Raw genomic sequence first — 15,727 nt, 5'->3', positions numbered from 1 at the left:
TCCCCCTTATTTAACCGTTAATGTTATATTGTCAATTAATCGTACATTCTCAAATTTAACTGCAATTGCTAAAATCATTCGTCCTTCAATTTTATCTATTACTTGTAGTGAAGGATAGGCATATAAATCAGCATAATCTACAGTGCCTTTCGTATACGTCTCAATATACTCTTTCACAAGAGTTGTAATGATTTCTGCATTACGTTCGCCTGCTTCAATTCTTTCTTTCGCTTTACATAGACTGCTGTATAAATGAGGAGCCTCTTCACGCTCTTCTTGTGATAAATACACGTTACGAGAACTTTTCGCTAATCCATCTACTTCCCTCACAATATCCACTGGTACGATCGTAACCGGGATATTAAAATCAGCGACAAATCCTTCAATGACAGCAACTTGCTGTGCATCTTTCATACCAAAATAAGCACGCGTTGGCAATGTAATATTAAATAGTTTCATTAGTACAGTCGCAACTCCAGCGAAATGACCAGGTCTTTGTTTGCCACATAATACATCAGTACGTTTCACAACTGCTACTGTTGTCGTTTGTTCTGCTGGATACATTTCTTCTACGCTCGGATAAAATAAATAATCTACACCGTTTTCTTTTGCTACATTTTCATCTCTATCAATATCACGAGGGTATCGATCTAAATCTTCATTCGGCCCAAACTGTAGTGGATTGACAAACACGCTTAAAACTACAATTTCATTTTCTGCTCTTGCCTTACGTAATAAAGTCGCATGACCTTCATGTAAATAACCCATCGTTGGAACAAAACCAATACTTTTTCCACTTATACGAAGTTCGTTTGTAATTTGCTGCATCTCTTGCACTGTAGTTACGATTTTCATTATTGTTTTCCTCCGTATAACGCTAAGCATTCTTCCTCTTTCATTGTGAACGAATGTTTTTCTTCTGGAAATTGTCCCGTCTTTACTTCAGTAACGTATTGTGAAATCCCTCGCACAATCTCCTCTTGAACAGACGTATATTGCTTCACAAATTTCGGAACACGATTTACGCCGTATGAGATAAGATCATGATAGACAAGTACTTGCCCATCTACTTTTTTCCCTGCTCCAATTCCAATCGTCGGAATTGTTAGTTGCTTCGAAATTAATTCCGCTAACTGCATTGGCACACATTCTAACACAAGCGCTATCGCACCAGCTTCCTCACATCTCTTCGCATCTTCTATTAATTTTTTTGCACTTTCAGCATCTTTCCCTTGTACTTTATACCCACCTAGTACTCCTACAGATTGAGGAGTTAAGCCTAAGTGTGCCACGACAGGAATTCCCGCATTCGTCAAGTAATGAATAGTTGATACCACTTCCCCTGCACCTTCTACCTTCAATGCATGAGCACCACTCTCTTGAACAATGCGGCGTGCATTCACCATCGTATCTTGAGGCGACACATGATACGACATAAATGGCATATCAGTTACAATAAACGTCTCTTTCGCTCCTCGGCGTACAGCTTTCGTATGATGAATCATATCCTCTACTGTGACAGGTACTGTTGAATCGTAGCCGAGCACAACCATCCCAAGGGAATCTCCAACTAGAATCATATCAACTTCAGCTTCTTCTGCTAACTTAGCAGATGGATAATCATACGCCGTTAGCATCGTAATCGGCTCACCTTGCTCTTTCATCTTCAAAAAATCTGTTTTTGTTTTCAAAAACTACTCCTCCTTTATACAGGAGAGAGGAGATGGCCGAAATCATATAAAAAACCCCTCTGGCCATAAAAGGGCAGAAGGGTTGTGTGTTAGTCGGCATTATTCATCCCTCTGTCCCAGTCCGTTATTGGATCAAGGCAGAATCCAAGTTATTATTTTTCGTATTGCTTCGAATCATGGTGCAGTTCGCTCTGATACTGCCCACATTCGAACTAATTATAGCAAACTCCAAAAAGGAATTACTACATTTTTTTGAAAAAATAATTTTTTATTCCCATTACGGTATGTGAAAATTTCATAACTAACGAACTCATAGAAAGGGTAAATAGCTTTTAGTTTATATGCATTGTATAACTCGTGAACTAATGATGCAGGTTAATTGAGAAAAGTACTTACAAAAGGAGAATTGCGAATGTTTATGAACAAATGGTTATTTCCATCGACCGGTTTGCTTCTGATGATTGTAGTGATGATAACTTTTAGCTCCTTCCATGCATTTGCCTCAGTTAACGTCGTAACACAACCTATCGATTCAACGAAAGTAATTGAGGTCGAACTGAATGATGATTACTTTCATCCAAACGTCATCACCATTCCAATTGAAGAGTCAACAACATTGTTATTAAAAAACAAAGGTAAGAATGAACATACCTTTACAGTAAAAAAACTCGGCATTGATGTCGTAGTCGAGTCAGGAAAAGAAAAAAACATTACCGTGAAACCTAAAAATACTGGTACATATGAATTAATATGCCGGTACCATCTTCTTAAAGGAATGGAAGGCAAAGTAATAGTCAAATAAAAAGAAGTTCCTTTTTGGAACTTCTTTTACTTAATTTCGATATCTGCAGAATGAATGTGATGTACTTTCCCTTCATGGTCCTCCAGAAGCAATACACCATCCTCTGTAATTCCTTTTGCTACCCCTGTAATTGTCTCTCTCATCGTTCGAGCGGTAATTTCTTTCCCGACGCTCACAGCGTAACTTTCCCAAAGAATTTTAATGACAGAGAAACCATTTTGTAAATACTCTTCATATAATTTTTCTAGTTGTAAAAAGATTTGTTGCATAAGCTCTGCACGAACAATTGGCTCACCGGATTCAATCGCTAAAGAAGTAGCAATATGTTGAATTTCCTCATCAAAATGTTCTTGCTTTTGATTCGCATTAATACCAATGCCCATAATGACAGCATTAATTTTATCAGGATCTGCCTGCATTTCTGTTAATATACCTACAGCCTTTTTACCTTGAATTAAAATATCATTCGGCCATTTTATTCCTACGTTTACACCCGTGCACTTTTCAATTGCTTGTGCAACGCTAACAGCCGCTAATAAAGTAAGTTGTGGTGCATGATGAACCGGGATTGATGGACGTAAAATAATACTCATCCAAATTCCTGTTCCTTTTGGTGAATGCCATTTCCTGCTTAAACGACCTCTGCCAGCTGTTTGTTCTTCTGCAACAACAATCGTTCCTTCTTCCGCACCTTCATAAGCAAGTTTTGCTGCAATATGCTGCGTGGATTCGACAGTTTCTTCAAAATATACCGTTCTACCAATATGTTTCGTTTGTAACCCTAACTGAATTTCATTAGCAGTTACTTTGTCTGGCTTACTCGCAATGCGATAACCTAATCGACGCACAGCTTCAAGTTCATATCCCTCATTCCGAAGGTCCTCCATATGTTTCCACACAGCGGTTCTTGAACAACCAAGTTTATCACTAATCGTTTGGCCAGATACAAACGCGCCATCCGCTTCCGAAAAAACTTGCAATAACTGCTTTCTTATAGTAGATTGCATTCTTGCAGCCACTCCCTTATACACTCTTTCTCATTACCTACGTTTCCTTGTACGATTGCTTCCTCAATTTTTTGAATCATTTCAGCAACCCACGGACCGGGCTTTTTATTTGCCCAGTTTAATAAATCATTCCCAGTCACATTCATTTCTTGGCGACTCTTTATTGGCAATACTTCAAACAACATTTGTACTCGTTTAACAGATGTATGATCATAGCTTTCAATCATCGCTTCATATACTCTTTCGGCCATTTCAGCGATATGAAGTCCCGTTTTATAAAGAAGAACTGTATCCCAATCCTTCTCCTTTCTCGTACGAATTGTTAATAAAACTGCGACGATATCTTTTATTTTTTTATTCGAAAACTTCCATTGACGTAAAAAGACAGATGGATGCTCTTCCCCAATACAATATAAGAAGAATGCCCATGCCTCAATGTCCGTTTCAAAAGAATCCCAGTTATACTGCGTAGCTTTTAATAATCTCTCTTCTGACATTTGTAAATATGGCAGATGAGAAAATAGCTTCGTTTCTACTAATTCTTGCAAGCCCTTCACACAATATGTACCAGTTAACAGTTTCTCAAACTCCACTGTAATTCGCTCAATTGCAATATGTTCTAGCAAATGTCCATATGTTTCAATTGCTTGTTTCGTTTTCATTTCTAAAGAAAAACCTAACGTACTTACGAAACGAATACCACGCATCATTCGCAGGGCGTCTTCTTGAAAACGATCCGCAGCATTTCCAACCGTCACAACTTCTCTCTTTTGAATCGCTTCCTGTCCAGCAAATAAATCAACCATTTTGCCTTCTTCTGTCATCGCAATTGCATTCATTGTGAAATCACGACGTTTTAAATCCTCTTCTAATGAACGAACGAATTGAACACTACTAGGTCTTCGAAAATCTTCATATTCGCTCTCTGTTCGAAAAGTAGTTACCTCATAAGGTTCACCATTTTCTACCACAATTACAGTTCCATGCTCAAGACCAACAGGAACATGTCTTGGAAATATAGCCATCACTTCTTCTGGTAAAGCAGATGTCGCAATATCAATATCACCAATTGGCCTATCGATAATAAGATCTCGTACGCTTCCACCGACAAAGTAAGCCTCATGTCCTTGTTGCTTTAAAGTCTCAATAATAGAACTAGCTTTTTTAAATCTTTCCATTTTTGTCATCCCTTAGTACATCGTAGTAAATCGTTTCATATTGTGAGACGATTTTTTCAGAGCGGAACTGCTCGTAAACACTTTCTCTTGCTCGCTCTCCCATATTACGGTGAAGTTCTTCATCCTTTAATAGCTGAATGGCTTGATTTGCCACTCCTGTTGGATTGCCAACTTCACATAAATATCCTGTTTCACCATGTTGAATGACTTCCGGAATACCTCCAACCCTTGTTCCGATACAAGGTACACCACACGCCATCGCTTCTAATAAAACAAGACCAAAACTCTCCTTCTCTGAAAGAAGCAACATTAAATCACTCATCGCAAGTAGTTCTGCAACATTATCTTGCTTCCCTAAGAATAAGACGCGATCTTCAATATGTAGATTTTTCACTATCTGTAAAATCGTGCAAAATTCTGGTCCATCTCCAACAAGAAGCAACTTCGCATCTACTTCTGTAACAATTTTAGCAAATGCCTGAACAACATCTTGCACACGTTTCACTTTACGGAAATTTGAAATGTGAATTAGTATCTTTTCACTCTCACTTATACCGTATTCTTTCTTTAATTGAGACATATCACGCTTGAAATATACACGTTCGTCTATAAAGTTATATACCGTTTGAATGTTTTTATTTGGTTTTACAAGCTCATGCGTTTCGTTAATTAATGAATGCGAGACCGCCGTCACAACATCAGATTGCTCAATACCAAAACGAATTAAATTATTTAGCGAAGGGTCGGAACCTAACACAGTAATATCTGTTCCATGCAAGGTTGTAACAATTTTAATACGCTCTCCAATCATTTGTTTTGCTAAATAAGCACAAATTGCATGTGGTATTGCGTAATGCACATGTAAAATATCTAGGTTTTCTCTTTGTGCAACTTCTGCCATTTTACTCGCTAACGCTAAATCGTATGGTGGATATTGAAATACAGAGTATTGATTTACCGTCACTTCATGAAAATAAATGTTTGGATACACTTTATTTAACCGGAATGGTAAACCCGATGTAATAAAATGAATTTCATGCCCGCGTTCCGCTAATTGCTTTCCTAATTCTGTTCCAACAACTCCAGAACCACCTACAGAAGGATAACATGTAATACCTATTTTTAATTTCATTTACATCCCCCTATTAAATCAGCATGTAATAAAACCGGTTTCTTACTCATAAATCCCTCGGCATATAAGACTCCAACTTCTTTTCCAAACATTTTCTCTCGAGCGACCACAGTTTCAACATAACCTTCTGTTAACGGCGTTTTCACACCATCACTACTTGTTGAAAACTGACTTTCATATGCTTCTAATGCTTCCACTTTTATAGAAAGGTACTCACTTATATCTATACAAAAATTCGGTTTATGAAAACCATTAATCATATAATAATAAAAAGACTCCACACGATGTGGTGGAAGCTCTGGCATATATTTACGAATTCCCGCTGAAAAAATAGCTTCTTCCACAAGTTTTGCACAATTCGCATGATCTGGATGACGATCTTCATAATACGGCGCAAAAACTAGTTTTGGTTTATATGTACGAATCACCTTTACAATTTCACGTATATACTCTTCTTTCATATACAAACCACGGTCTGGCATCGCTAAATTCAGTCTCGTTTTTACTCCCATTATACGAGCTGCCGCCTTTGCTTCTTCTTTTCTCAATTCTATTGTTCCATTAGAAGAAAGATCAGCTTCTGTTAAATCACAAATACCTACTTCATACCCTTGCTTCGTATATTTAGCAATGGTACCGGCCATGCCGATTTCAACATCATCGGCATGAGCACCAAACGCTAATATATGTAATCCACTCATAATTGTTCCCCTCATTTTCTAAACTTACGGTAATCTAAATCTCCTCGCTCTAATGCGTGCATTAACATTTCAGCACTTGCCATGTTCGTTGCAAGTGGAATCGCATATACATCACATAGACGAAGCAATGCATTTACATCTGGTTCATGCGGCTGAGCAGTTAGTGGATCCCGGAAAAAAATCACCATATCCATATCATTTTTCGCAATCATGGCACCAATTTCTTGATCACCACCAAGAGGACCCGATTGATATCTTGTTACAACTAAACCAGTTGCCTCCATAATACGAAGTCCTGTCGTCCCTGTTGCAAACAATTCATGTTGTTCAAAAATTGGTTTATATGCGTATGCAAACGAAACCATGTCATTTTTCTTTTTGTCATGTGCGATTAAGGCAATTTTCATCCGTTGTCTCCCCTTTAGTCGATAATGTTTTCTAATCCGTACACAAGATGATCTAAATTCATTACTGTATCAATTGATAGTTTTACACCTGACATAAAGGATGCACGATTGAATGAATCATGGCGAACCGTTAACATTTGTCCATCTCCACCAAACATTACTTCTTGGTGTGCAATAAGTCCTGGTAAACGTACACTATGAATGTGAATGCCGTCTACATTTGCACCACGAGCACCTTCTAGTTGCTCTACTTCATTCGGGTGACCTTGCTGCTTTGATTCACGATTTTGACGAATTAATTCTACTGTTTTTACAGCTGTACCAGATGGTGCATCTAATTTTTGATCATGATGCAATTCAATTACTTCAACATCTTGGAAGTACTTCGCTGCCATTTGTGAGAATTTCATCATAAGAACTGCACCAATTGCAAAGTTTGGAGCGATAATTGTTCCTACTGCTTTTTCTTTCGCATTCTCTGTTAATTGCTTTAGTTCTTCTTCTGTAAATCCAGTTGTACCAATAACAGAACGAAGTCCACGCTCAACTGCTAGTGTAACGTGTTGTTTTCCAACTTCTGGCGTTGTTAAATCTAACAACACATCTGCTTCTACTTCCTCTAAACAAGTATGTAAATCCGCGTAAATTGGCGCTTGTAACGCTGGCATGCCCGGTAAATCAGAGATTTTCTCTCCACCATGCTTATAATCCACTGCTGCTACTAAATTAAAATGTTCCGTTCTTTCCATAAGAAGGACTGCTTCATGTCCCATACGTCCTCTTGGTCCAGCGATAATTACTTTAATTTCTTTCATTATTCTTTCTCTCCCTCATCAATACGTGTCCAGCGATCTTTATCGCGAGTATTAAATTTATTCATTACAATGTTATGTGCCGTTTCTAAATCAATATTTAAACTATTTGCCATACAAATCATAACAAATAATACATCTCCAAGCTCTTCTTCAATACTACGTTCTGTTTCAGTTGTTTTCTTCGGTTTCTCACCATAATAATGATTAACCTCTCTTGCAAGCTCCCCCATTTCTTCCGTTAAACGAGCCATCATTGCAAGTGGACTGAAATAACCTTCTTTAAACTGACCAATATATGCATCTACTTCTTTCTGCATATCCTTCATCGTTTTTGCTTCCATACAATTCACCTCTAATCCTTCCTCTTTCATGTTAGCCAATTCATCGCGATTTGACAAATATTATTCCCCGCAAAACACCTATTTGCGCCCCTTTTTTGGATAGACTATAATAAAGTGAAACTTCTTTTGCATGCTTTTCGCAAAAGATTAGTTGAACCAATCGGATTTTTTTAGCCTTCACTATTTTTACTAACAACTAGAAATTACTTATCATTATGTTTTACCGTTTCAGCGGAGCAATGCAATCTACATAATTAGGGGGATTTCTATATGACATCAAATTTGAAGATTCGAAATATCATTTTCATTTTAATCGGTTCCGCTATTTTTTCTTTCGGTATTGTGAATATCAATATTGAAAATCACCTTGCGGAAGGTGGATTTACCGGTATTACACTATTATTGTATTTTCTATTTAAGTTTGACCCTTCTTACTCAAACTTAATTTTAAATATCCCTATATTTATTATTGGTTGGAAGTTACTTGGAAGAACGACATTTTTATATACACTAATCGGCACCTTTAGCGTATCTTTATTTCTATGGATTTTTCAGCGTTACGATGTTCTGAACTTACATTTAAATTTACAAAATGATATGACACTCGCGGCTTTATTCGCCGGGGCATTTATTGGTATCGGTCTTGGAATAATATTTAAATATGGCGGGACTACTGGCGGTGTAGATATTATCGCGAGACTCGCTCATAAATATGTTGGCTGGAGTATGGGGAAAACGATGTTTATGTTTGATGCTATCGTCATTATCGTCTCGATTCTTACATATTTATCATACCGCGAGGGCATGTATACGTTAGTTGCTGTTTTTATCGGTGCTAAGGTCATTGATTTTATGCAAGAAGGAGCTTATGCGGCGAAAGGAGCAACTATTATCTCAGATAAAAACGATGAAATTGCTGCCAAAATTTTATCTGATATGGAACGCGGAGCTACTTTTTTAAAAGCTGTTGGATCGTATACAAAAGTGGAACGGAACGTATTATATTGCGTTGTTGCTAAAAATGAAATCGTGAAATTAAAAAATATTATTACTTCTGTAGATCCTCATGCTTTTGTTGCAGTAAGTGATGTACATGATGTAGTTGGTGAAGGTTTTACGTTAGATGAAAATAAAAATCCGTTACATACATAAACGCAACTAGAAAAGCTCTCTAGCTTTTCTAGTTTTTTATTACATGTTTTTTAAGTTTCTCTAAATCCTCATAAATAAGCTCCAATAAACTCCGATTATAAAAAATGGACGCAGGATGAAAAGTCGGGAAAATATGATATTCTTTCTCTGACCATGTAAACTCTGCACTTTGCATATCCTTTACTTTTTGAATAGGCTGTTTTAATAATTGTCCGTGCACATCAGTTATTTTTTTATTTTTTCCTGTTAAACGTTGAAGGCCGATATTTCCAAGTGTGACGATAAGATTCGGGTTTATTTTCTCTAATTCATAATCTAACAAAGGTGCATGGGCAAGTATTTCTCCTTGATTTGGCGTTCTATTATACTTTTTCTGTATGATTTCACCATTTCGTTCTCTTTTCTCTCGCCACTTATAAGGTCTACTCCGAACAGCGCTCGTAATATATACTTCTTCCCTTGTAACGTGAATCCGTTCTAAAAAAACCATTAATTGTTTTCCCGCTCTCCCGCTAAACGGAATCCCATTATGAATTTCTGTTTCACCAGGCGCTTCTCCTAACAGCATAAATTTTGGATTTTCAGGACCTTGTCCACTTAAAAAGCCTTCTAACTGATAAGAAGCGCTTTGTTCTTTCACTTGTTTTACTATATGACTTGGATATTTCACTTCCCCCACCGCCTTTCCGCATTATTTCTATTCCTTCTATTATTTCTATTTGCAATACATTATATAATTCAATCCACAAAACAAAAAAGACTATCAAAATTGATAGTCTTTAGTCGTCGCTACGCTGCATACCAGTATACATTAATACGAGACGTAATAATTCAAATACCGCTACAGCTGCAGCCGCTACATATGTTAATGCCGCCGCATTTAATACTTTACGAGCTTGGCCATATTCATCTGTTGATACGATACCTAACGCTTCAATTTGTTGCATTGCACGCTTTGATGCATCAAACTCAACTGGTAATGTAACGAGTTGGAACACAACACCTGCTGCCATTAAAATAATTCCTAATAACAATAGTTTTGACATTGTCGCAAATATACCAATCATAATAAATACCCATGATATATTCGATCCAAAATTCGCCACAGGCACTAACGAATGACGAATACGCATAAAGTTATAATCTTTTGCATCTTGAATTGCGTGTCCTACTTCGTGTGCTGCCACTGCTGTACCAGCAACTGAATGACCGTAATAGTTATCTGTTGATAATCGAACTGTTTTGGCAGTTGGATCATAATGGTCTGATAAATGACCTGGTGTTTCTTCTACAGCTACGTTGTATAATCCATTTTCATCTAAAATCTTTCGAGCCACTTCCGCTCCTGTCATACCTGATGTTGAATAAACTTGTGAATACTTGCTATAAGCACTACGTACTCTTGACTGTGCATACAACGGTATGATCATTATGATCGCGAAGTAAATTAAATAAAACATCATGAACCTCCATTGAAGTTTTAATTATAGTACTTCTCATTCTATTTTCTTCTGTCATCATTGTCAATGAATAAACCTTACAATCCATATCTTTATTTATTGCATTATCTATTCTTAGAGTGTACATTACTTTTTCTTTTTTCTCTCTCTCCTTTATACTTTCTCCATCCAACATAAGTTAATGTGAATAAAATAAGACCTCCAGTAATTGTCATAAACCAAATGAGAGAGGGTGCAATTTCATCTTTTTTTACTGTGTGAAATATTTTTTGCAAATCCCCTTTAATGATTCCTACTTGCAGTTGCCCCCCTTTCGTATTTAACATAACGTTACGAAATTCATCCAAATAAGATAAATGGGCATTTACACGCTGCACTTCATTTTCTGGCAGGGCGATCATTAAGCTTGGATAAATAATATTAAATTCATGTAAAAATGTGTTTAACGTTTGTTGAAACTGTCCCGTATCTTCTTTTTTCATCGCTTTTTCCATTTGAGAAAAGGCACCCATTACTTTTCTTTCTCTTTCCATCCAAAGTGGTTGATATTTCGACACTTGCGCATCAACAGCGAGCTGCAGGGCTAACACATTATCAATTTTAACTTGTTTACCTAAATCTGTTTCCGAGAGAGATTGTTTCGCCTTGTCGTAAGCTAAAGAAATAACTCTAACTTGATCTGGCGTTACTTCTTGCTTCTTTTCATTCCCCTTTATAACAAACTGCTCGGAGAAATGTTGTAATACTTGTACTGCTTTTTCATCTTCATTACGCTTCACTAATTGTAATGAGTCGTCTAACAACCCTGTTAGTTCACTCCACTCTTCAGCATATATACGTAACGGAAACATTATAATTAGAAATACTATTAATCCAATTAATGTTCTCTTCATCACGGTCCCCCCTATAACTACTAGTACAAAATATGTTAATTTGGACAAGAATAGAACAGTACTGGACCGAAAAATATATTATCGTTTTACAAACAAAAAAATTCTCTTTAAACAGAGAATTTTTCCTTTGAAATCCTTTTCTTTTTTACGAAATATCTATACAAGCTGTAACAAAGTATGCTGCCGCATAAAATAAATAATAAAATTGCACACGCAGCATGCATAAAGAATTCTTCTGGTAGCATTAATATAATTGGATCCGTTTCAATATCAAACATCCAATAATCATTACTGAATAAAAGCTTATGGAATAATACAAAACTCTTTTCAAAATTAATAGCGATCGGTAACATGAGCGCGATCGGTAAGATAATTGTTAAAATTGATCCGTGCAGTAAAAACTTTTCATTTTTCTTTTTTAATAAATAAATGCCGCCTATTATTGCAATCATAATTGTCGCATACATTACATATTGAATCTTTACTAAAATATTTTTAACATCTACAAAATGAATACGGCCATTTGTAGACATATCTAATGTTGGCAACTGCAATGCTCCATCATAAAACGGCGATAAATATGTAATAAGCACATCATAATTTCTTTTAATATCATCCTTCGTCATATCCGCTAAATCTGGAATGTTTAAAAAATCAATTTCAAAATAATATAGCCATTTTCCGTATACAACCGCCGTTGTTGCGAGTGCAAATATAGAAAATGCTATGCTATATGAAACAACTATAGTAATCAATCGATCCAATATTTTTGTACCACTCTTATTTTTCTTCATTTTCTCCCCCTACATGTTCTAACAATCATAAAGAAAACTGTTTTCGATTCTCACGCAAGCAATAATAATATGTAATACATAGTGTGGTGATACTTAGCCAAAACGTAAAGTAACCAATTTCTTCTACAAACAAATGCATAATTCCATATCTCGGCATTTGCCAAAATAAATAATCAATTGCATCATTATGTAATGTCCATATAGCCGCTACCGCAAAATGCCATTTTTCTATACGGTAAAACGGTGCATATAACAATCCTTGTACTGCCATCGCAAAATGCGAAAACATTAACAGATATCCGATAAGACCAATGGGACCTTTTACATAGATCATAATTGCATTTACAACAACAGCCCATATACCATATTTTATTAAAGTAACAATCGCTAACGCCTCTATTAACCCCCAATTTCTCTTTCTTAAAAAAGCAATTAAAACAAAGACAAAAAAGAGACTCGCCATCGGGCTATCAGGTACAAACGGCCAAAATATAGGTGAGGTCTCTTTTAATTGATTTCCATACCATATAAATCCGTATATTGTACCTAATATGTTAACAACTAATAAAAATAATAATACAGAGCGTTGTCTTAACATTGCATACAAATAAACCAAGCTGCATGTCCAACACCTTTCAAACAAAGTCATTCTTTCCTCAAACTCTACTCTATTATATAGTAAACTTTCTTTCATCAAAATAAAAAGCTGACTACAAATTTTGTAGTCAGCTTTTTATTATTTTTTATTATACTTAGCAATGAATTCCGAAAGCTTCTTCAATTCCTCATCCGTACCTTTAAATACGCCTTTAGGCATTGAACCTTTTCCATCTTTCGCAATTTTAGCAATTTCTTCTGGCTTTAAAGTTAAATTTTGCAGTGCCGGTGCTGCTGCCCCGCCTTGTAAATTGTCACCGTGACACGTTAAACAAGTATTTTTTTGCATTAATTTATAGCCGTCATCATTTTTATCAACTGGTGCTGTTTTTACAATTGCTCCTTGTTTTTTTGCAGCTTCCCAGTCGTGGTGTGCTACAGATTCCCAAGTTAAAAAGATAATTGATGCAATGGCTAAAAGCATAAATCCAGTTGCTACAGGACGCTTTAACGGGCGTCTTTCTGGTCCTCGATCAAGAAATGGAGCTAATAGTAATGCGCCAAACGCAATCCCTGGCATAATAAACGCTCCAATTACAGTAAATGAACCAGAAGCATAAGAATACTTTAATAACTGATACAAGAATAAGAAATACCAATCTGGAAGTGGTATATATCCGGCATCAGTTGGATCCGCCATTCTCTCAAGTGGTGACGGATGCGCCACTGTTAAACATAAATAACCGATTAAAAAAACTGCACCAACCATCCATTCTTTTAACAAGAAGTTCGGCCAAAACGCTTCTGTTTTTCCTGGGTATTCAGAATAGTCTTTCGGAATATTTGGTTTCCTAGCTACTGGTACCCGAGAATCTCCTACAAACTTCATCCCTTTGCCGCGATGCATAATCTCCCTCCTTTAGTTCTTTCCCCTTTAATTTAGCAATCTCTTATAGCGGACCGGAAATACCTTGTTTGCGAATCATGATGAAGTGGAAGGCCATTAAACCTAGAAGTGCTGCTGGTAAGAAGAAGACGTGAATAGCAAAGAAGCGAGTTAATGTTTGAGCGCCAACAATTTCGGAATGACCAGCGAGTAATGTTTTAATATAAGGACCAATGAGTGGCGTTTGCTCTGCAATTTGAATCCCTACTTTCGTAGCAAATAATGCTTTCATATCCCACGGTAGTAAATATCCGGTAAAACCAAGACCTAACATAACAAAGAAAATAAGAACACCAACAATCCAGTTTAACTCACGAGGCTTTTTATACGCACCCTGGAAGAAAACTCTAAGTGTATGTAAAAACATCATTACAATGACGAGACTAGCGCCCCAGTGGTGCATCCCACGAACAATTTGCCCATATGCAACTTCATTTTGTAAATAATAAACCGATTCCCAAGCATTTTTAATATCAGGCACATAATACATCGTCAAAAACATTCCTGATAAAATTTGAATTACAGTAACGAAAAAGGTAAGTCCTCCAAAGCAATAAACGAATGCAGAAAAGTGATGTGCCGGGTTTACATGTTCAGGTACTTCATGATCAGCGATATCACGCCATATTGGTGTAATATCTAACCTTTCATCTACCCAATCATAAATTTTATTTAGCATCTACTTTGCACCCCCTTTTGGCTTCGCTTTTCCTAAATACAGCGTTCCATCTTTTACTTTGGACTCGTATACATCAAGCGGAGCAAGGGGCGGCGTGCCTTTAATGTTCATCCCGTCTTTTGTGTAACGGCCCCCGTGACATGGACAAAAGAATTGATTCGGATGTGCTTTGTCCGAATTCCAGTTAACTGTACACCCTAAATGTTTACATACCGGAGAGAACGCAATAATGTCTCCGCTTTCATCTTTATGAACCCAAGCTGATTTTGGCTCTTCGGACTTGTACCAACCATCAACCTGCTTCACCTTAAAGTCGAAACGTTTCGGCTCTGTTGTAATATCCTTTACTTGTGCAACAGCAACCATATCCGTTCCCGCTTCTTTTCTTAACACCGGATCAAGCGCAAATCGCGTCATCGGCATTAAAATACCCGCTGCCATAAAGCCTCCTACCCCTGTAAGGGTGTAATTTAAAAACTGTCTTCTTGATACACGATGTTCTTTCTCGCTCACGAAAATTTCCCCCCTCTATCAGAAATTGTCCCCTCGTGATAAATTATATAAAAAATAAAAACTAGGACACTATCATGATATAATACGCTTAGGTACAGGTCAATATCATACTACTCATAATAATAAGAACTTTCTGTTTATTATTACTTTCCCCATTTTTCTTCTAACATCACCATTATATTTTTTATATGTGCATGAATAACTTCTCTTTTCGCTTGATCACTAAATTGTTCTAACGCTAATGAAGGAAACCAAAATAAATCTCCTTGTAACTCTTGCATATCTTCTTTCCATGAAAAATCACTTGTAACATAAGCAATATGCTTAAAACCTTGCTTTTGCAAATGATTTGTCCATTCTTGCAAACGACCTTTTTCATTTTTTTGACTTTCTACTAAATACGTAAATGCAGGTAGTAAAAGTACTCTTCCTTTATATTCTCTTTCCAACTCCATACTCAACAATTCGATAAATTCACCTTGTTCTACTACCATTTTCATTTCTTTTGCTGCCGAAATTGATAAAAGTGGTATAACACCGGTATCTACATACTCTCTTGCTTGCTCAAACTGCTCCACATCTTTTACACTCCATTTCAAATGTCTTCCCTCCCTTCATC

Annotated in this window: 20 protein-coding genes; 2 read left to right on the top strand and 18 right to left on the bottom strand. The window is 36.6% G+C overall.

The annotated features are described in order from the left end of the window. Positions 1–6: 6 nt before the first annotated feature. Together panC and panB are read right to left on the bottom strand one after the other, a co-directional pair. The gene (gene panC / locus NHG49_RS07845; RefSeq protein ID WP_098092965.1) at positions 7–855 is read right to left on the bottom strand and encodes a pantoate--beta-alanine ligase; all 849 of its coding nucleotides are present in this window, start codon (positions 853–855) and stop codon (positions 7–9) included. Next, positions 855–1,691: a 3-methyl-2-oxobutanoate hydroxymethyltransferase gene (panB, locus tag NHG49_RS07840; protein ID WP_000853116.1), complete on the bottom strand. Its 837-nt coding sequence runs from the start codon at positions 1,689–1,691 to the stop codon at positions 855–857. Before panB ends, panC begins: the two co-directional genes overlap by 1 nt. A gap of 412 nt (positions 1,692–2,103) precedes the next feature. Here panB and NHG49_RS07835 point away from each other — a divergent pair, with 412 nt between their 5' ends. Then, on the top strand, positions 2,104–2,493 hold the full coding sequence (locus NHG49_RS07835; protein WP_142315013.1) for a cupredoxin domain-containing protein: 390 nt from the start codon (positions 2,104–2,106) through the stop codon (positions 2,491–2,493). A gap of 26 nt (positions 2,494–2,519) precedes the next feature. Here NHG49_RS07835 and NHG49_RS07830 read toward each other — a convergent pair whose 3' ends face one another. From NHG49_RS07830 to NHG49_RS07800, 7 genes are read right to left on the bottom strand one after another with little or no spacing between them, the layout of a single operon-like run. Next, on the bottom strand, positions 2,520–3,500 hold the full coding sequence (locus NHG49_RS07830) for a biotin--[acetyl-CoA-carboxylase] ligase (RefSeq protein WP_064476609.1): 981 nt from the start codon (positions 3,498–3,500) through the stop codon (positions 2,520–2,522). Further along, positions 3,485–4,678 carry a CCA tRNA nucleotidyltransferase gene (locus NHG49_RS07825; RefSeq protein WP_098102158.1) on the bottom strand — a complete coding sequence of 398 codons (1,194 nt, stop codon included), beginning with the start codon at positions 4,676–4,678 and terminating at the stop codon, positions 3,485–3,487. The genes NHG49_RS07830 and NHG49_RS07825 overlap by 16 nt, the downstream gene beginning before the upstream one ends. Beyond that, complete coding sequence (gene bshA / locus NHG49_RS07820; protein ID WP_000768303.1) at positions 4,665–5,810, bottom strand: N-acetyl-alpha-D-glucosaminyl L-malate synthase BshA; 1,146 nt, start codon at positions 5,808–5,810, stop codon at positions 4,665–4,667. The genes NHG49_RS07825 and bshA overlap by 14 nt, the downstream gene beginning before the upstream one ends. Then, complete coding sequence (bshB1, locus tag NHG49_RS07815; protein ID WP_087979995.1) at positions 5,807–6,511, bottom strand: bacillithiol biosynthesis deacetylase BshB1; 705 nt, start codon at positions 6,509–6,511, stop codon at positions 5,807–5,809. The genes bshA and bshB1 overlap by 4 nt, the downstream gene beginning before the upstream one ends. Before the next feature lie 11 nt (positions 6,512–6,522). Further along, the gene (mgsA, locus tag NHG49_RS07810) at positions 6,523–6,918 is read right to left on the bottom strand and encodes a methylglyoxal synthase (protein ID WP_000684766.1); all 396 of its coding nucleotides are present in this window, start codon (positions 6,916–6,918) and stop codon (positions 6,523–6,525) included. A 14-nt stretch (positions 6,919–6,932) separates the two neighbouring features. Further along, positions 6,933–7,733, bottom strand: a complete 801-nt coding sequence (gene dapB, locus NHG49_RS07805) for a dihydrodipicolinate reductase (protein WP_000658814.1) — start codon at positions 7,731–7,733, stop codon at positions 6,933–6,935. Further along, entirely contained in the window at positions 7,733–8,074 is a 342-nt protein-coding gene (locus tag NHG49_RS07800; RefSeq protein ID WP_001992677.1) for a nucleotide pyrophosphohydrolase, read from the bottom strand. Before NHG49_RS07800 ends, dapB begins: the two co-directional genes overlap by 1 nt. A gap of 270 nt (positions 8,075–8,344) precedes the next feature. Here NHG49_RS07800 and NHG49_RS07795 point away from each other — a divergent pair, with 270 nt between their 5' ends. Then, on the top strand, positions 8,345–9,226 hold the full coding sequence (locus NHG49_RS07795) for a YitT family protein (protein ID WP_064476612.1): 882 nt from the start codon (positions 8,345–8,347) through the stop codon (positions 9,224–9,226). A 28-nt stretch (positions 9,227–9,254) separates the two neighbouring features. Here the strand turns inward: NHG49_RS07795 and NHG49_RS07790 are convergent, their stop codons facing one another. From NHG49_RS07790 to NHG49_RS07750, 9 genes are all read right to left on the bottom strand, one after another. Then, positions 9,255–9,896: a uracil-DNA glycosylase gene (locus tag NHG49_RS07790; protein ID WP_088048408.1), complete on the bottom strand. Its 642-nt coding sequence runs from the start codon at positions 9,894–9,896 to the stop codon at positions 9,255–9,257. 109 nt (positions 9,897–10,005) lie between these two features. Then, complete coding sequence (locus NHG49_RS07785; protein ID WP_073517780.1) at positions 10,006–10,689, bottom strand: zinc metallopeptidase; 684 nt, start codon at positions 10,687–10,689, stop codon at positions 10,006–10,008. A 101-nt stretch (positions 10,690–10,790) separates the two neighbouring features. Further along, a complete protein-coding gene (gene ypjB / locus NHG49_RS07780; protein ID WP_258125655.1) occupies positions 10,791–11,579 on the bottom strand; it encodes a sporulation protein YpjB in 789 nt (262 codons plus the stop codon). A 107-nt stretch (positions 11,580–11,686) separates the two neighbouring features. Continuing rightward, on the bottom strand, positions 11,687–12,373 hold the full coding sequence (gene lit, locus NHG49_RS07775) for a lipoprotein intramolecular transacylase Lit (RefSeq protein ID WP_000739736.1): 687 nt from the start codon (positions 12,371–12,373) through the stop codon (positions 11,687–11,689). 25 nt (positions 12,374–12,398) lie between these two features. Next, on the bottom strand, positions 12,399–12,989 hold the full coding sequence (gene lhaT, locus NHG49_RS07770; RefSeq protein WP_098102214.1) for a lipoprotein heptaprenylglyceryl N-acetyltransferase LhaT: 591 nt from the start codon (positions 12,987–12,989) through the stop codon (positions 12,399–12,401). Positions 12,990–13,109: 120 nt separating this feature from the next. Continuing rightward, positions 13,110–13,877, bottom strand: coding sequence for a menaquinol-cytochrome c reductase cytochrome b/c subunit (qcrC, locus tag NHG49_RS07765; RefSeq protein WP_000554600.1), 768 nt, complete (start codon positions 13,875–13,877; stop codon positions 13,110–13,112). A gap of 43 nt (positions 13,878–13,920) precedes the next feature. Further along, positions 13,921–14,595: a menaquinol-cytochrome c reductase cytochrome b subunit gene (gene qcrB / locus NHG49_RS07760; protein ID WP_000932700.1), complete on the bottom strand. Its 675-nt coding sequence runs from the start codon at positions 14,593–14,595 to the stop codon at positions 13,921–13,923. Then, a complete protein-coding gene (gene qcrA / locus NHG49_RS07755) occupies positions 14,596–15,108 on the bottom strand; it encodes a menaquinol-cytochrome c reductase iron-sulfur subunit (protein ID WP_098111396.1) in 513 nt (170 codons plus the stop codon). 143 nt (positions 15,109–15,251) lie between these two features. Then, positions 15,252–15,707, bottom strand: a complete 456-nt coding sequence (locus NHG49_RS07750) for a YpiF family protein (protein ID WP_000872168.1) — start codon at positions 15,705–15,707, stop codon at positions 15,252–15,254. Positions 15,708–15,727 lie beyond the last annotated feature (20 nt).

The sequence above is a fragment of the Bacillus sp. IBL03825 genome (assembly GCF_024712505.1).
Taxonomy (GTDB): Bacteria; Bacillota; Bacilli; order Bacillales; family Bacillaceae_G; genus Bacillus_A; species Bacillus_A wiedmannii.
Note: the sequence above shows the minus strand (reverse complement) of the source record. Positions and strands in the feature narration are given on the sequence as shown.